The organism is Gracilibacillus sp. Marseille-QA3620 (assembly GCF_054950035.1).
Genome location: NZ_CM143102.1, coordinates 3,218,221 through 3,236,143, shown reverse-complemented (window position 1 = coordinate 3,236,143; position 17,923 = coordinate 3,218,221). Strand labels below are relative to the sequence as shown.

At 43.8% G+C, this 17,923-nt stretch carries 14 protein-coding genes and 1 other annotated feature; of the genes, 11 read left to right on the top strand and 3 right to left on the bottom strand.

Annotated elements, in window-relative coordinates:
• The first annotated feature begins 9 nt into the window (after positions 1-9).
• Both hemB and hemL read left to right on the top strand, forming a co-directional pair.
• Entirely contained in the window at positions 10-999 is a 990-nt protein-coding gene (gene hemB, locus ACY8DX_RS16335) for a porphobilinogen synthase (protein ID WP_049669991.1), read from the top strand.
• A gap of 27 nt (positions 1,000-1,026) precedes the next feature.
• On the top strand, positions 1,027-2,316 hold the full coding sequence (gene hemL, locus ACY8DX_RS16330; protein WP_462405606.1) for a glutamate-1-semialdehyde 2,1-aminomutase: 1,290 nt from the start codon (positions 1,027-1,029) through the stop codon (positions 2,314-2,316).
• An 807-nt stretch (positions 2,317-3,123) separates the two neighbouring features.
• On the opposite strand, the gene ACY8DX_RS16325 is transcribed toward hemL, so the two are convergent.
• Positions 3,124-3,285 carry a hypothetical protein gene (locus ACY8DX_RS16325; RefSeq protein WP_197089903.1) on the bottom strand — a complete coding sequence of 54 codons (162 nt, stop codon included), beginning with the start codon at positions 3,283-3,285 and terminating at the stop codon, positions 3,124-3,126.
• 230 nt (positions 3,286-3,515) lie between these two features.
• Here ACY8DX_RS16325 and spoVID point away from each other — a divergent pair, with 230 nt between their 5' ends.
• Positions 3,516-4,658, top strand: coding sequence for a stage VI sporulation protein D (gene spoVID / locus ACY8DX_RS16320; RefSeq protein WP_049669993.1), 1,143 nt, complete (start codon positions 3,516-3,518; stop codon positions 4,656-4,658).
• A 74-nt stretch (positions 4,659-4,732) separates the two neighbouring features.
• Positions 4,733-5,761, top strand: coding sequence for a spore coat protein YsxE (gene ysxE, locus ACY8DX_RS16315; RefSeq protein ID WP_462405605.1), 1,029 nt, complete (start codon positions 4,733-4,735; stop codon positions 5,759-5,761).
• Between the two features lie 76 nt (positions 5,762-5,837).
• Here the strand turns inward: ysxE and ACY8DX_RS16310 are convergent, their stop codons facing one another.
• Complete coding sequence (locus tag ACY8DX_RS16310; RefSeq protein WP_049669995.1) at positions 5,838-6,029, bottom strand: hypothetical protein; 192 nt, start codon at positions 6,027-6,029, stop codon at positions 5,838-5,840.
• A 146-nt stretch (positions 6,030-6,175) separates the two neighbouring features.
• Positions 6,176-6,418, top strand: a binding site (T-box leader).
• A 69-nt stretch (positions 6,419-6,487) separates the two neighbouring features.
• Between ACY8DX_RS16310 and ACY8DX_RS16305 the strand changes: the two genes are divergently transcribed.
• From ACY8DX_RS16305 to ACY8DX_RS16295, 3 genes are all read left to right on the top strand, one after another.
• On the top strand, positions 6,488-9,142 hold the full coding sequence (locus tag ACY8DX_RS16305) for a valine--tRNA ligase (RefSeq protein WP_049669996.1): 2,655 nt from the start codon (positions 6,488-6,490) through the stop codon (positions 9,140-9,142).
• A gap of 69 nt (positions 9,143-9,211) precedes the next feature.
• Positions 9,212-10,513 carry a bifunctional folylpolyglutamate synthase/dihydrofolate synthase gene (locus ACY8DX_RS16300; RefSeq protein WP_439802573.1) on the top strand — a complete coding sequence of 434 codons (1,302 nt, stop codon included), beginning with the start codon at positions 9,212-9,214 and terminating at the stop codon, positions 10,511-10,513.
• Positions 10,514-11,260: 747 nt separating this feature from the next.
• Positions 11,261-12,010 (top strand): prepilin peptidase, encoded by a 750-nt coding sequence (locus ACY8DX_RS16295; protein ID WP_439802572.1) that lies wholly within the window; start codon positions 11,261-11,263, stop codon positions 12,008-12,010.
• A 373-nt stretch (positions 12,011-12,383) separates the two neighbouring features.
• Here the strand turns inward: ACY8DX_RS16295 and ACY8DX_RS16290 are convergent, their stop codons facing one another.
• Entirely contained in the window at positions 12,384-13,610 is a 1,227-nt protein-coding gene (locus ACY8DX_RS16290) for a glycosyltransferase family 2 protein (RefSeq protein ID WP_439802571.1), read from the bottom strand.
• A gap of 566 nt (positions 13,611-14,176) precedes the next feature.
• Between ACY8DX_RS16290 and ACY8DX_RS16285 the strand changes: the two genes are divergently transcribed.
• The 4 genes from ACY8DX_RS16285 to ACY8DX_RS16270 all read left to right on the top strand — a co-directional run bounded on the left by ACY8DX_RS16285 (position 14,177) and on the right by ACY8DX_RS16270 (position 17,885).
• A complete protein-coding gene (locus tag ACY8DX_RS16285; RefSeq protein ID WP_439802570.1) occupies positions 14,177-15,130 on the top strand; it encodes a hypothetical protein in 954 nt (317 codons plus the stop codon).
• A 179-nt stretch (positions 15,131-15,309) separates the two neighbouring features.
• The gene (locus ACY8DX_RS16280; RefSeq protein WP_049670001.1) at positions 15,310-15,870 is read left to right on the top strand and encodes a Maf family protein; all 561 of its coding nucleotides are present in this window, start codon (positions 15,310-15,312) and stop codon (positions 15,868-15,870) included.
• A 34-nt stretch (positions 15,871-15,904) separates the two neighbouring features.
• Positions 15,905-16,591 carry a RadC family protein gene (gene radC, locus ACY8DX_RS16275; protein WP_049670002.1) on the top strand — a complete coding sequence of 229 codons (687 nt, stop codon included), beginning with the start codon at positions 15,905-15,907 and terminating at the stop codon, positions 16,589-16,591.
• A gap of 283 nt (positions 16,592-16,874) precedes the next feature.
• Entirely contained in the window at positions 16,875-17,885 is a 1,011-nt protein-coding gene (locus ACY8DX_RS16270) for a rod shape-determining protein (protein WP_049670003.1), read from the top strand.
• Positions 17,886-17,923 lie beyond the last annotated feature (38 nt).

Genomic DNA, 17,923 nt, shown 5'->3' with positions numbered 1-17,923 from the left:
GTGCAGGTCATGACAAATACAACATTTAACCGCCATCGGAGATTACGCAAAAACAGTGCGATGAGAGCGCTCGTACGTGAAACGCATCTTCATGTAGATGATTTTATCTATCCGATCTTTATCACAGAGGGAGAGAACCAAAAGAATCCAGTTTCATCAATGCCAGGTGTGTTCCAATTCTCTTTGGATCGCATGAAGGAGGAGCTGGATGAGGTTGTATCATTAGGGATTAAATCGGTCATCTTATTTGGGGTACCGGATGATGCAGATAAAGATGAATGCGGAACAGGTGCATTCCATACCCATGGAATCATCCAAAGAGGAATCCGTTTTGTGAAGGAGCAGTATCCAGAGCTGCTTGTTGTTGCGGATACATGCCTTTGTGAGTATACAAGTCATGGCCATTGCGGCATCGTGGAGAATGGCACCGTCTTGAATGATGAAAGCCTGGAACTCCTCGTGAAGACAGCAGTCAGCCAAGCAGAAGCAGGCGCAGATATCATTGCACCTTCTAATATGATGGATGGATTTGTGACAGCGATTCGTCAAGGCTTGGATGAAGCGGGTTATCAGGATATTCCCATCATGTCCTATGCGGTTAAGTATTCATCTGCCTTTTACGGTCCCTTCCGTGATGCGGCGAATTCTGCCCCCCAATTCGGCGACCGCAAAGCCTATCAAATGGATTATGCGAACCGGCTTGAGGCGCTTCGCGAGGCAGAATCTGATGTGGCGGAAGGAGCAGATTTCCTTATCGTGAAACCGGCGCTTGCCTTCCTTGATATTATTCGCGATGTGAAAAATAATTTTAATTTGCCGCTTGTCGCTTATAATGTAAGTGGAGAGTATGCAATGGTTAAAGCAGCAGCCGCCAATGGATGGGTGGATGAAAGAGGAATTGTGATGGAAACGTTAATCGGCATGAAACGGGCCGGCGTTGATCTCATCATCACCTACCATGCCAAGGATGCTGCAAGATGGATCAAAGAAACAAATTAATCCGATAGTGAAAAGGAGTTTAGGCATATGCGTTCATATGAAAAATCAAAGGAAGCCTTCAAGGAAGCTGTACACCTGCTGCCTGGCGGAGTAAACAGCCCTGTGCGTGCATTTAAATCAGTTAATATGGATCCAATTTTCATGGAGAGAGGAAAGGGCTCCAAAATCTATGACATTGATGGAAATGATTATATTGATTATGTCCTTTCATGGGGACCGCTTATTCTCGGACATGCCAATGACCGGGTTGTTGAAGCGATTAAAAAGATTGCTGAAACAGGGACAAGCTTCGGTGCGCCGACCTTATCTGAAAACAAATTAGCTCAGCTTGTTATCGATCGTGTTCCTTCCATTGAGATGGTACGCATGGTTTCATCCGGAACGGAAGCGACGATGGCTGCGCTTCGCCTAGCAAGGGGATATACGGGCCGAGATAAAATTCTTAAGTTTGAAGGATGCTATCACGGACATGGGGATTCCCTTCTTATCAAGGCTGGTTCAGGTGTGGCAACGCTTGGTCTTCCTGACAGCCCGGGAGTGCCTGAGGGAATCGCACGTAATACGATTACCGTTCCGTACAATGATCTTGAGAGCGTGAAATATGCGTTCGAACAATTTGGCGAAGACATCGCCGCTGTAATTGTTGAGCCGGTAGCCGGCAATATGGGGGTTGTTCCGCCTCTTCCTGGATTCTTGGAAGGTCTGCGTGAAATCACGGAGAAAAACGGCACTGTCCTGATCTTTGATGAAGTCATGACTGGATTCCGTGTGGATTACAACTGTGCACAAGGCTATTTCGGTGTAACGCCTGATTTAACCTGTCTTGGAAAGGTAATCGGCGGGGGACTTCCTGTTGGTGCGTTCGGCGGCAAAAAGGAAATCATGAGCCAGATTGCGCCAAGCGGTTCCATCTATCAAGCTGGCACGCTATCAGGAAACCCAATGGCAATGACAGCGGGCTATGAAACATTGGCTCAATTAACAGAAGAAACCTATCAAACCTTCATTAAGAAGGCTGACCGTTTAGAAGAGGGCTTCATGGAAGCGGCTGAAACATATAATGTTCCGCTTACATGCAACCGGGCAGGCTCCATGATTGGCTTCTTCTTCACGAATGAGCAGGTGAAGGACTATGAATCTGCGAAAACGTCTGATCTTCAGTTCTTTGCGGAGTATTATAAACAAATGGCGGATAATGGCGTCTTTCTTCCTCCGTCTCAATTCGAGGGCGTCTTCCTATCAACGGAGCATAGTGATGAGGATATCGAGAAAACCATTCAAGCAGCCCAAAAAGCGTTCAAGGCGATTAAAGGGTAAGTGGAGAAAGTGACTGTCCCATAATTATACGTTAAATTAATTTTGTTTGAATTTGGAAAGATAAAAGGTTAATGAATGCTTACCCTCAGACTGTAGACCAAATCCATTATTGATTTGATCTACAGTTTTTTTGTGCTTGCACTCCATCAGGTTTATTGTAAGGGATGTCCACTTCTACCTGTCTGCAAATAAAGTAAAAATCATCGTATATTGATTCAATTCCTTTTCTGTGAAGAACGCATGACGTTGCCCGGCTTTCGACAAACAGAAGAGAATAAAATCATCTATGTAAGGTGCAGGGAAAGATTGAAGGATAATGAAAAATAAGAGGCTAGGACATAAGTATTTCAGCCAATGATAAACTATCGTCTAATTGTTCGGATTTTTATTTGTTGATTTTCCATGCATTAGTTGATTGTGGCTTTCTAACATCAGTGACTAGTGGAATGGAGCAAAATGCACTCGCTTTCCGCGGAGGGAGAAAGGCTTGAGCCTCCTCGGTGCACACACCTGTGGGGTCTCAGCCTTTTCTCTACTTCCCGCAGGAGTCGAGTGCATTTCGCGTAATGGAACGGATTTATCTTTCCAACTGCTGTTGAATAGGAAGAAGAAGTTTTCGTTATTGAGGATCATTTATTTCGTTTTGTCCGAGCCTCTTTTTCTAGATGGAATTAGTCTTAAATTCGGCGTAACTTTTGATTGAACAAATGACAGGAAGGGTATATTATTAAACATAACTATAAACGAAAAAACCAGAGAGCCGTTAACTCTCTGGCGGCAACTACTGCGAGTGGTATGCCCATTATGCTATTTCTTGGATGAAGAACCACCCTTTTGCTTTGGCCGGCACGGGGTGGTTTTTCGTTTGCCCTTCAGCTGAAGATTAGCAAATCGCATGGCGATGCCTGCAGCAAAGGTCGTTAGAAAGATCGTTGCTGTATCTTTGGCTAAAGTTTGCAGAAAATCCATTGGCATATCACCTCCCTTCCCTTTTTAAAATAAGGAAAAGAAAGTGCATACCACCCGCACCGAGTAGTTGTCCCTTATTATACCATATTCCTTTATTCGGCATGGGAAATGTTAGGTGTTAAACGACTTGCGTTTCGGTCACTCTTCTGTAATCCTGTTCATAATTTCAACGATACCCGCATAGGCTTTAAATGACATTTAGATGAAAAGGGTTGGAAGGAGGAACAGGCATGTCTCCAGAAAATACATCGTATTTACGATTTTCATTAGAAGAAAATGTGTGGTTTCAAAGCGGACAGGAAGTTAGCGAGCTTTATTCCATCTCACTTGAGCCGAATGTATCTGTGCATGAGGTGGAACAGTATGTGATTTTGCGAGGAACATTGGATCTTATGGGGGAATACAAACCACAAGAGGGCAATATCGAACCCAAAGAGGATGAATTGAACCGCCGCTATGTCTCCATCACGGACCAACGGGAGGATACGTATGAATTCCAGCATCACTTCCCTGTCGATATTACCGTTCCGGCTGAGCGGGTACAGGACCGGAATGAACTGAGTGTAGGTGTCCAAAGCTTTGATTATCAGCTCTTGGAGGATGGCTGTTTACATTTAACGGCGGAGCTTTGGATTACTGGTATCCAAGAGGAATTATTAATTGAGCGTGAAGAAGTGGAGGAGCAAGAAGAGGCTGAAGAGGCAGCAGAAGCCATTCTTCCTGAGGCAGCTGTGGAATACAGGGAAAGTGAGGCAGAAACGGAGGAGTCACCGGAGGAAATTCTCATTGAAGCAAAGACCGAGGAGCTGCCGTTATACCGCTCAAGTACAGAGGTAGAGGCTGAGGAGGAGGAATATGAAGAGGAATTGACTCCATTCAGCTTTCCATCCTATCCTACCTTTGGCAAAGAGTCCTCGAATGAGGATGATTTTTATGCGGAGGCGAGAATTCCTGTTGAACAGCAGGAGGCACAGGAGGACGAGGAGTTCGATGAGGATAGGGATTTCCTGAATCATATGCCAACAACGAACGAAAGCAAAGAGCCGCCGCAGGCATCGTATACTCCGAGAGAGGAGTACTCAAGAAATTATCCAAAGAAAGAGGAACCGAAGGAAGAATATAAGAATACTGGTAAGGCAGAGTCTAAATCCCTGCTTTATGATTTATTCACCGCTGAGGAGGAGACCAGGCAGGCTAAGTTGAAGGTCTATATTGTCCAAGGAAATGAGACGATTGATAGTCTGGCAGACCGTTATCAAATCAGCGCTCAGCATATCGCTCGGGTTAACCGAATCGGGGAGATTGATAGTTTAAGAGCAGGCCAGGTCATCTATATTCCAGTTACCGCTTCATCCAATAAATCAACTGAGTAAATGAGAGGGCTGAGTGCACAAATTCCTGTGGCTCTGCCCTTTGCCTAATAGGCACGAGGAGAAAGGGTGCCATTATGATGTTAAGAGCGGATGATAAATGGCTGGCTGATTATTTGCAGAATTATCAGCTGGAGCTTGAGTTCTATGAGGATTTTGGAAAAGTTAAAAAGGTTTATACGAACAATGGCATTTTTGCCGTTAAGACAATCAAGGCTAAAAAAGGCTTTGATTTCATCAAAAATATCCAAACTCTCTATCAAAATGGATATAACCGCATTGTGCCGATCTTCCCAGCAATTGATGGACGGTATGCGGTTCTGCATAATGATAAGCTCAGCTATCTTCTGCCCTGGCTGCCTGATGAGGTGGTGGAGGAAAGAGATGAACGTCATCAGCAAATGTTCCGTGAGCTGGCACGTATGCATACCATTTCATCGAAGGAATCGAGCATCCCGTCCCAGGAGAGGCAGGAGCATTATGAGAAAACCCTTCAGGAGTGGGAGGAGCAGCGGGAATTCTTGCTTGAATATATGAATACAATTGAGAAGAAATGGTATATGTCACCGTTCGAGCAATTGTTCTGTCTTTGTTATTATGACGTCTCACAGGCCCTGACCTATTCTATGAATAAATTTAAGAAGTGGTATGAGCAGACGAAGGAGGAAGAAAAGGTCCGTAATGTCATTACACATGGGCATGTGTCCATTCACCATTTCTTATACAGTGAGAATGGGTACGGACATTTCATCAATTTCGAGCGAACCAAAATAGCACCTGCGTATTTTGATCTATTGCCATTTGTTGTGAAGCAATTGAAAACCTATCCAATCCAGTCGGCGGAAACGGTGGAGTGGATTAACGGGTATTTTCGCTTTTTCCCTTTCAAGGAGGGAGAAATGCTTCTTTTCATGTCTTATATGGCCTATCCTGCAAACTGCCTTAAAATCGTCGACCAATATTCAAGGAAGATATCTGGAAAGGATGAAATGGACTATTGCCGGAAGTTTCAGCGGCAGTATTGGTTATTGAAGAATATCGAATATATCATTATGAGAATGGAACAAATCGAGGAAAGCAAGAAGCCGAAGGAACAGGATGATTGATTGGGCAGCCGAATAAAGGGCTGCCTTTATTAATGGACAGAGAAAAACCGGGCAGTCTGCCCGGTAAATCAAAGCATTAGATGATTTCAAAGTGAAAGGCGAGTACAAGGCCGATTAGGAAAAAGAGCAGAAGCAGGTCAAAGATGCTCGGGAGGAAAAAGGTGCGGATTCCCTGAAATACGGTTACCGGAACAGCAAATTGACGCGTCACATTAATGGTGTTCTGTATCCAAGGAGGCAGGCTGTACCTATTCATCCTTCGTCTCATGCATACATTCCCCCTTTCTTCTAGTCTATTCAAGGGGCTAGGCTTTTGTGCGGATACCTAATTGAATAAATTATATAAATTTGGGAAACAATGATTGACGACAGGCTGCATACTTATGTATGATAACAGTATTAAATTAATCCAAATGAAAAGCTTTGAATGGGAAGAGTACGCGGCAGAAGGCTGTTAGAGAGAGGAATCCACCGGCTGAAAGATTCCTTCAGTAACCAAATCCGCAGAAGGTCGCCCAGGAGCTGTTTTCGTGAACCTGTTGAAAGTAGCGAGAACCGGTGAAGAGCCGTTATGATGAATGAAGAGCCGGAGGCATGCTTATTCAGCATGTGCCGGAATGAAGGTGGTACCGCGAGACTAACCGTTTCGTCCTTTTGATAACAGAAGGATGGAGCGGTTTTTTTATTTTCCAGGACCCCAAAATAGAAGAAAGAAGGAGAATGAACATGAGCGAAGAACAAAAAGAAATTGGCATGCCGACGAAATATGATCCGCAGTCAATTGAAAAAGGCCGCTATGACTGGTGGCTTGAGGGCAAGTTCTTTGAAGCTGGCCAAGATCAAGAGAAGGAACCATATACAATCGTGATTCCGCCGCCGAACGTTACGGGCAAATTGCACCTTGGTCATGCATGGGATACAGCTCTTCAAGATATTTTGACAAGAATGAAGCGAATGCAGGGCTATGATGTCCTTTGGCTTCCAGGAATGGACCATGCCGGTATCGCTACCCAAGCAAAGGTAGAAGAAAAGCTTCGCGGACAAGGTACCTCCCGTTATGATCTTGGACGTGAGAAGTTCGTTGAAGAAACATGGAAATGGAAAGAGGAATATGCCGGCCATATCCGTGAGCAATGGTCGAAGCTGGGACTTGGACTTGATTATTCCCGTGAGCGTTTCACCCTTGATGAAGGTTTATCTAAAGCGGTTCGTGAAGTTTTCGTTACCCTTTATGAGAAAGGCTTAATCTACCGCGGCGAATACATCATTAACTGGGATCCTTCCACAAAAACAGCCATCTCTGATATCGAGGTTATTCATAAGGAAGTGAAAGGCGCGTTCTATCACATGAATTATCCGTTGGCTGATGGTAGCGGTCATATTGAAGTCGCAACAACGCGTCCGGAAACAATGCTTGGTGATACAGCTGTTGCGGTACACCCGGAAGATGAGCGCTACAAGCACTTAATCGGCAAGACCTTGATTCTGCCAATCGTTGGACGCGAGATTCCAATTGTTGGTGATGAGTATGTTGAGAAAGACTTCGGTTCTGGTGCCGTTAAGATTACGCCGGCACATGACCCGAATGATTTTGAGGTAGGCAACCGTCATAATCTTGAACGTGTTCTTGTTATGAATGAGGATGGCACGATGAATGCGAAAGCCGGCAAATACGAAGGCATGGACCGCTTCGAATGCCGCAAGCAAATCGTAAAGGACCTGCAAGAGGCAGGCGTTCTCTTCAAGATTGAGGAGCATATCCACCAAGTGGGTCACTCCGAGCGCAGCGGTGCGGTAGTTGAGCCATATCTTTCCACACAATGGTTCGTTAAAATGGGACCTTTGGCAGAAGAAGCAGTTAAACTGCAGGAGACAGAAGGCAAGGTACAATTTGTTCCTGAGCGCTTCGAGAAGACGTACTTGAACTGGATGGATAATATCCATGACTGGTGTATCTCCAGACAGCTATGGTGGGGCCACAGAATCCCTGCTTGGTACCATAAGGAAACAGGTGAAGTATATGTTGGCCGAGAGGAGCCGGCAGACATTGAGAACTGGACGCAGGATACAGATGTCCTTGATACTTGGTTCAGCTCCGCATTATGGCCGTTCTCTACAATGGGCTGGCCGGAGAAGGATGCAGAGGACTTCAAGCGTTATTATCCAACTGCGGCACTCGTGACAGGCTATGATATCATCTTCTTCTGGGTGTCCCGTATGATCTTCCAAGGTCTTGAATTCACGGGCGAGCGTCCATTTAAAGATGTACTCATCCATGGTTTAGTACGTGATGAGCAAGGCCGTAAGATGAGTAAATCCCTTGGAAACGGCGTTGACCCAATGGAGGTTATCGACAAGTACGGAGCCGATTCCCTTCGTTACTTCTTAACGACTGGAAGCTCCCCAGGACAGGATTTGCGTTTCAGCTATGAGAAAGTGGAATCCGTTTGGAACTTCGCAAACAAAATCTGGAACGCTTCCCGCTTCGCACTAATGAATATGGACGGAATGACTTATGATGAAATCGATTTGAGCGGAGAGAAATCTGTTGCGGATAAATGGATCTTGACACGCTTGAATGAAACGATTGAAACCGTAACAAGGCTTGCTGATAAATATGAATTCGGTGAAGTGGGCCGTGCCCTTTACAACTTCATTTGGGATGACTTCTGTGACTGGTATATCGAAATGGCTAAGCTCCCATTGTATGGTGAAGACGAAGCAGCGAAAAAGACAACTCGTTCTATCCTAGCATATGTGCTTGATCAAACGATGCGTCTGTTGCATCCGTTCATGCCGTTCATTACAGAGGAAATCTGGCAGAACCTTCCGCACGCGGGCGAATCCATCACAACGGCTGCATGGCCGGTTGTTAAGGATGAACTGACAGATGAGAAAGCATCCGATGAGATGAAATTGCTTGTTGAGATCATCCGCACTGTTCGTAACATCCGTGCAGAGGTTAACACGCCGCTCAGCAAGAAAATCAAGCTTTCCTTAAAAGCGAAGGATGCGGAAACAATGGCTGTCCTAGAGAAGAACCGCAGCTATATCGAACGCTTCTGTAACCCAGAGGAACTAACCATTGGAACTGATATCCCGGCTGACGATAAAGCGATGACCGCTATCGTGACAGGTGTTGAATTAATCCTTCCTTTACAAGGGCTTCTCAATATTGAAGAAGAACTAAAACGACTTCAAAAAGAGCTCGATAAATGGCAGAAGGAAGTCGAGCGCATTGAGAAAAAACTCGGCAATGAAGGCTTCATGAAGAAAGCACCTGAAAAAGTTATTGAAGAGGAAAGAGCGAAATTGGCTGATTACCTTGAAAAACGTGAAGCAGTCCAAAATCGTTTGAAAGATCTAGAAGAACTAGCTTAATATTGGCTTAATGATGACACCCTGTTCGAATATGAGCAGGGTGTTGTTATAGGGAATGGAGTGATTAGGATGATTCAAAGCTATGAGGACGCACTTGCCTTTTTGAATGAGCGTGCAGCCAAGCTTGGGATGGACTTTGGTCTTGAACGCATGGAAAGGGTGCTTGAGAGAATTGGAAATCCAGAAAGAAAGCTTCCGATGGTTCATATCGCCGGCTCGAATGGAAAGGGGTCGACCCTTGCCTTTTTGAAAGAAATCTTGATGACAGAGGGATATGATGTTGCCTCCTTTACTTCTCCTTATTTAGAAAAGGCGAATGAGCAAATAAGGATTAATGATGACATGATTACGGATGAAGAGCTCGTTGATTTATTGAATGAACTAATGCCTATCTTGAGGGAGGCCGATGATGAAGGCAGTTATTTAACCACCTTTGAAATCTACACGATCCTAGCCTTCATGTATTTTGAAAGAAGACACCCGTCCATTGCTTTGATTGAAACTGGGCTCGGAGGCAGGCTCGATTCGACAAATGTTATTACCCCTATGCTTGCCATTATTACAAGTATCTCTCTTGAACATACGCAAATCCTTGGAAGCACCCTTGCTGAAATTGCTGTAGAGAAGGCTGGAATTATTAAAAAAGGCATTTCGGTCATAACGGGGGTTGAATCAGCGGAGGCGATACAGCCTATCATGAATAAAGCGGAGGAAGAACATGCTGAATTATATCGAATTGGCATGGATTTCTGGCCGGAGAACCGTGTACTTGAGGAGGGGGAGGAAGGCTTTGATTTTTGTTCGAAAGAGCTGAACTTTTCCGGGCTCACATTACGGATGCTCGGTCGGCATCAGCTGAACAATGCGTCATTGGCTGTTCAGGCTTGCGTGCTGCTTGATAGGAAATATGATTTCCCGGTGAGGGAGGCGAGTATCCGTTCTGGATTGCTGAAGGCGAGATGGGAGGGGCGCTTTGAGCAGGTTTCAAGCAATCCAGCCGTCATTCTTGACGGCGCCCATAATCTTTCAGGTATGAAGGTGTTGCTTCAAACGATAGAGGAGCGATATAAGGGAAGGAGAATTCACTTTGTCTTTGCAGCCCTGAAGGATAAGGATTATCAGAGGATGATCAAAGTGATTGAACGAAGGGCTGACAGCATTACCTTTACACAAACAAGGATGGAGCGGATGAATGAAGCGGAGGAATTATTTAAGACAAGTATCCTTAAGGAGAAATATATTGAAGAGAATTGGCAGGATGCGATTAGAAAGGCCTGCAAACGAATGAGAAAAGAGGATGTGTTAGTGATAACCGGCTCTCTTTATTTTTTGGCTGAAGCCCGACCGTTTCTGATTCGTGACCAAAAGTAATTTTTGATGACATGAGCTTTAATGACGAAAGAGCATAGGAAAAATGACTATCAGACTTAGGACCTTATTATTTAAAACATTATGTGACATTAATCGGAATATTTGATAAAATATGTTGTGTATATGGATAATAATACCTAAATAGGAATGGGGTGGAAGGAGGGTAGATAGCCTTATACACGCTATGACTGTTCGTTTCCCCTATTCCTTTTTATTAGGCTTACCATCTTGGCCTCCAATGTATTGAGTCCTCCATGCTTACAGAGACGGTTGAATTTTACGTTAAGAAAATAACGGCAAGTGTGGATCACAGGAGTAGATGAGCGTTTGTTCCGCAGGATGGTGTCCCTGCTTATCAGTGTGATGTGGTGGAAGATTGTATATTTCGAGTGTGTAGAACTACATAACTTTTATATGGTATTTTTTCAGGGGGAAGGGAGTGCAAACAGATAAGCTAAGGGGAAAAGGCCAACGGTGCTGTTTCGCTATTCTGGCGTTGGTACAAATAAGAAGAATGTTGAGGTATGATTATTTGATTCTGCATTATTCAAACGACAAAATGGAGAATATTTCGAGGATTTAGCAGATAAATCCCCAGTAACCTATTTTCAATAAGAGGATTGAGCTTTAATACATACAGTTAGTCTTAATGAAGCAATGTAATTATTCTATTATTAATAATGGAGTTAAAACGGCAGCAAATTTGCAAGAGACAATATTAAACTCATAGGAGAAGATGGCTAATAAATGATTACTCTTACTCTACTAATCTTCCTCGCCGGCCTCATCCTTGGCTCCTTCTATAATGTAGCTGGTCTGAGGATTCCGGCAAAGGAATCAATCGTAATGCCGAGGTCGGCTTGTCCGTCCTGCGGCCATACCTTGGCACCTCTTGAGTTAGTGCCTGTCATTTCGTATCTCGTTTTGAAGGGGAATTGCCGCAAATGCGGTAAGCGTATTTCTCCGCTTTATCCCATCATAGAGCTAATGACGGGGCTGCTATTTGCAGCAGCTCCGCTCCTGCTCGGATGGAGTATGGAGCTTATCATTGCATGGGCATTGATTTCGCTTATGGTAATCATTTTCGTATCAGATATTATGTACATGCTTATTCCAAATAAAATCCTGCTTTTTTTTACCATTGTTTTTTTATTGCTTCGGATATTCATCCCATTAGACCCGTGGTGGGATCCGCTTGCAGGAGGGCTTGCTGGTTTTATGATTCCATTTTTCATTGCCGTTATCAGTAAAGGCGGTATGGGCGGCGGGGATATAAAGCTGTTTTCCTTAGTCGGCTTTGCGATTGGGCTGAAAGGAGTACTTCTTTCTTTTATATTTGCAACGCTTTTGGGTGCGATTTTTGGGGTGGCAGGCTTAATTGCTGGATTGGTAAAGCGAGGAGAGCCAATGCCTTTTGGTCCATTCATCGCGGCAGGGACTATTTCCGCTTATTTTTTTGGACAGGATGTGCTTGATTGGTATTGGCGTTTTCTATAAGGGAAGTTAAGGCAGGCTGCCGATGCAGTTGTCTATGCATCTAGTATGATAAGGTGGTCGTGATTCCCATTCCAAGGGAAATCAATGGATATGATACTTGGAGTATGGGACGGTGGTTTTCTTTTGTATAAGTGATATCACAATACGGTCGGATTGTGAAGGAACAAAGGAAATCCTCTTTGCTGCTTAAAGAGAGCGCGGTCATCTTCTTAGAATGCCCGCTACAGTAGGTCGTTTGAATGCAGGTGAACATTCCCATTCCAGACTAATCATTTAATCTGTGAAACATTTACTTTAATTCCTTATATTTTTCTCATTCACAAATCATTCCTCTGAGTATCAGGTTCTCGAAACAGGCAAAAAAGGCTGCATATTATTTTTCAATAGCAACCCTTTCTGTTTTATCCCAGATAACTGTTCCGTTTCTCTTGTCTTTCATCATCAACACAAGTCCCCGGACTAATAAGAAAATGAATAGTTGAGCGTATGTGAAGTACATAAGTGATGCAGCTAATACGTTTTTCGCTGATAACTTCTTGTCATACCAAACCGCGCACAGTAACTGGATTGTGTAGGTCAGATAGGCAAGAAACCAGAAGAAAAGATAGTTAATTCCAGAGTTAAAATTGATGAAACCGAACAATCCTAATATAAACAAGATATTGGAAGAGAGAAGAAGGCCGCCAAAGATAACGTAAATAGTAAGATAATAAGTAAGGTGTATAATGCAAGGCTTCTTCCACCAATTTTTTTCTTTGAAGAACTTGAACATAATGTACAGGTTTCCTTGCAGCCAACGAGTCCTCTGTTTCATTAAAGCTTTTAAAGTTTGTGGCTCCTGTTCCCATGTCTGAGAATGAGGGTCAACAGCAATAACATATCCTTTAGACGAAAGGCGAATAGTTAATTCTGCATCTTCAGCTAAAGCGTATGGGTCATATGCACCAAGGTCCGTTATGATGCTTCGTTTTAATAACATATTGGTGCCGGGTAAAGAGCCAATCCTATGTAATGCATAACGGCCAGATTGCATAATCAATTGGAATGTTTTGAATTCTATTGCTATAAACCTTGTAAGCCAGTTATTTTGATCGTTTAAAGTTCTTACACAACCAACTGCCCCAGCAGCATTTTCTGTGTTCATTGTAATTTCCATCAAGCGAATAGCTGCATCGGGATTAGGTCGATTGTCAGCATCATATACAATGAAGTATTCTCCATCAGAAATGGATAAACCATAATTTAATACTCTGCTTTTTCCTCTTGGTTCATTGCTCTCAGGTACTTCGATGTGATGGATGTGAGCATATTTATTGGCGAAGAATTCTGCTATCTCACCGGTCTTATCTTGAGAATTGTCATTCAGAACATAAATTTGTATATTTCCGGGATACTCAAGCTTGGCCATTGCTGATAAAGTATCCTTCATAACAATCTCTTCGTTATGAGAAGGGATTAGTACATCAAGTGAAGGGTATTCAGCCAGCGGATTAAGCCTTTTTGCTTTTTTTCGTTGGAATAAACCTACGACTGTAAGTACGGTATAGTATAGAAGAATGATCCAAAAGATGATGTTGGTAGTTAGAAAAAATACTTTCATGACTTACTCCTTAAGGAAGTTCTACTAAACTCAAAGGGAACAGCTCTTGATTGGAGATACACCATTTATTATGGCTGCCACTTACTTGATAGAATGTGTTTGGCAGTATTGACGATAATGAGACTCCTCTAAGTGATAATTATTGCTTTACCACCAATGTAAAACTCATGAAACATATAAATATTACCAATGATTTTTATTACTTTTGACTTCTGTTTGCTTTTGCGAAAATGTCCATCATCAAATTGGTAAGGAGACCAGGTAACCTCTATATATAATAGCAAGGAAATCGATTCAAGAAACCGGTATTCAAATGACCCGTTTGGAGTGGCGCTAGAAGATTATTTCGGGTAAACATTGACCCGGATACCGGGATGAAGTGGAAGGCAGAGATGAATCCGCCGCTTGTTTTATTTATGGTCCGCGTATGCTTCATAGGGATGAAGAGCATGCGGGAGATGTGGAGGCCTAGAAATTTGACGAAAGCTTTTTGGACAAGACGACAAGAGTCTTGTTCTTTTTTTGGCGGTGGATGATAAGATGGTCTAAAACGCGGAGGCCATGCAATGGACAAGCCAACACGGGAGAGAACAATCATTGTTAATGTGAACGGGGAGCAAAGGGTGTACAAATGGATATCGAGTGAGGATCCGGACATAAGGGAAACCCTTGAACAGGTGGCCAGCAGTGTGGAGGAGGAACCGGAGCCTCCGCTTTGGATTGTCCCTGGCGGGGGTGAAGAGAAGGCCACAATAGATGGAGGGAAAAAGCCAAAGAAAACATGGACATTTGGGAAAATTAAACCCAGTAAGAAGCGGTTGTTCGGAGTGGGTCTGCCTGTTCTTGTGGCCCTTGTCACAGGGACGGTGTTCGGAATTATTGCCCTAAAGATGGTTCTCTTTGGCGGGACCGGTGAGAAAGTGGGACAGCAGCAGTCAGGCTTGCCGACCCTCGGTGCGGCTGTTTCAGAATCTGGAGGTCAGCCTGTCAGCAAGGAATGGACAGCCTTCATGGTTCAGGGTGGAGTATACTCCTCGAAGGAAGCTGCCGAGGAGCGGGTTCTTCTTCTTGAGGAGGATGGATACTCGCCAATCATTTTAAAGCAGTCCGACCAATGGTATATTTACCTCGGTACAGCTGGCAGCCTTGAGGATGCGAAGCAATTAGCCGTGTTCTTTAACAAGAAGGGAACTGAGACGTTTTGGAAGGAAGTCCAATTCTCAGGGAAAAGCCGTCAAGGCTACACGAAAGCAGAACAAAAAGCCATTCAAGCGATGCTTCTTAATGTGCAGCAATACGATGCTGTTACAGCGAAGCATTTAATGGGTGATAAGACATCTGCGCCAAAGGCAGAAGCATTCTCATTAGAAAAGGTGCCGGATAATTTGCAAAATATGTACAATTTAAATTCCAGCATGAAGAAGCTTTGGACTCAATACGAGCAGGAGTCAAAGCCAGAGCTATTGATGCAGATTCAGCAGTGTACCCTCCAATTCGCTGTTGAATGGAGCAAATTGTGAATTTTATTTCTTGGGAAATAATCATCTTTAAAGGGTGAAGCTACCCTGAAAAGGCAGAGAGTGGATGATGCCGCTCTTTTTTCTTTTGTGTGGAAGCAATAGGGAATTGAGAAAGGTGTCGCATTCTGTTAGGATTAATATGTATCTCCCTATCTAAACTTTTCATAGCAGGTGACAAAATGAATCTAATCTTAGCTTCTTCTTCCCCAAGAAGAAAGGAATTACTCGAACTTCTCGGCATCCCCTTCCAGGTGAAGGCAAGTGATGTGGAGGAGACCTATCAGGATGGACTGCAGCCTCATGAAATCGTTATGGAATTGGCGCGCATAAAATCAAATGCAATCGCTGAAACTACCAAGAACTCCATTGTGATAGGTGCAGATACAATCGTCGTCTCAGACGGAAGAGTGTTGGGAAAGCCCAAGGGTAAGGCGGATGCTATCTCCATGCTGACGCAATTATCCGGAAAGGTCCACCAGGTCTATACAGGTGTGGCTCTTGTGAAAGAAGGCCGTACCCATCTTTTTTATGAGAAGACAGATGTTGAATTTTGGCCATTAGACACGCAGGATATTGAGCAATATGTGTTGACAGGAGAGCCGTTTGACAAAGCGGGTTCCTATGGCATTCAGGGATATGGTTCCTTACTCGTTAAAAGAATAGAAGGAGATTATTTCACGGTTGTAGGATTGCCCGTTTCAAGGCTGAATCGGGAGCTGAAGGACATCATGCATACGTAAAGGCCCCCGCTCCGTCAATGGAATGGAGGATGATATGGATACGCAAATTATGATTCGGGATTACCCGAAGGATGAACGTCCGCGTGAGCGATTCCTGCAATACGGAGGAGAAAGTCTCTCCAACCAAGAATTACTTGCCCTTCTCCTTAGGACAGGGACGAAAGAGGATTCCGTGATGGTCTTGGCCAACCAGCTTCTGACGAGGTTTGGCGGTTTAAGACTCCTGAAGGAATCCACAATTGAAGAAATGACTGCGATCAAGGGAATAGGGGAAGCGAAGGCAGTCCAGTTGGCTGCTGCGATGGAACTTGGCCGCAGAATAAGCAATCTGACGAACGAGGAACGGTATGTGATCCGGTCTCCAGAGGATTGCGCCAATTATTGCATGAATGATATGCGCTTTTTATCTCAGGAACATTTCGTCTGCCTTTATCTAAATACCAAAAACCAAATATTGCACAAGCAAACCATCTTCATCGGCAGCTTAAACGCCTCTATTGTCCATCCCCGAGAAGTCTTCAAAGAAGCTCTCCGCAGGTCAGCAGCATCTATTATATGCTTGCATAACCACCCCTCAGGTGACCCGACCCCAAGCCGAGAAGATATTGAAGTGACGAAACGCCTTGTCGAGTGCGGAAGAATCATGGGAATTGAAGTGCTGGACCATTTGGTTATTGGAGAGAAGAAATATGTCAGTCTGAAAGAAAAAGGATATTTATAATACTATGAATTCAAAAAAGGATGAGCTATAATATAACGTATGATTTTTTAACTGGGTTTATTTTCAGCCTCTTACGGAAAAAAAGCTCTGTTATGCGTTATTATTGCTGAAATAAGGCGAAAATCCGCGGATGATCTTCTGAATGGAAGAATGGATTTATGCAGATATCGACAATATAATTAACAAAGTCATGAAGATAAACTCTTTTACCTATATAGAAAAATATAATGGAAAAAATTCATGCCTAATATGGAATACGTTTCAGAAAGGGAGATATTAAAAAATGCTTGGAAATAGAGATTTAGGAATTGATTTAGGAACTGCCAATACGCTGGTTTATGTAAAAGGAAAAGGAATCGTTGTGCGTGAGCCATCCGTTGTGGCTTTCCAAACTGATACAAAATCAATCGTTGCTGTCGGTAATGATGCGAAGAATATGATTGGCCGTACACCGGGGAATGTTGTTGCTCTTCGCCCGATGAAAGACGGGGTAATCGCTGATTACGATACAACAGCTACGATGATGAAATATTATATGAAGCAAGCGTTGAAAAACCAAGGCTTGTTTGCCCGTAAGCCATATGTCATGGTTTGTGTGCCATCCGGCATTACAGCCGTTGAAGAAAGAGCGGTTGTGGATGCAACTAGACAAGCTGGCGCACGTGATGCTTATACAATTGAAGAACCATTTGCGGCAGCAATCGGTGCGAACCTGCCTGTATGGGAGCCGACAGGAAGCATGGTTGTTGATATCGGCGGCGGTACAACTGAAGTGGCTATTATCTCCCTTGGCGGTATTGTAACAAGTCAATCCATCCGCATTGCCGGTGACGAAATGGATGAAGCAATCATTAACTACATCCGTAAGAATTACAATCTTATGATTGGTGATCGTACATCTGAAGCCATCAAATTGGAAATCGGTTCTGCTGGTGATCCAGAAGGTGTTGAAAACATGGAAATCCGCGGCCGTGACCTGTTGACTGGATTACCAAAAACAATTGAAATCACGCCTGAAGAGATTGCAAAAGCGTTGCATGATACTGTTTATGCGATTGTTGATGCCGTGAAGAACACGCTTGAAAAAACTCCGCCAGAACTTGCTGCGGATATTATGGACCGCGGAATTGTCTTGACAGGAGGCGGAGCTTTACTTCGCAACCTTGATAAGGTGATTTCTGAAGAAACAAAAATGCCTGTCTTAATTGCGGAAAACCCGCTTGACTGCGTAGCAATTGGTACAGGAAAAGCGCTTGACCATATCCATTTGTTCAAGGGGAAAGCAACGAAATAAAAACCGAATAAAGCCTGAAAAATCCCGAAAGAGGATAA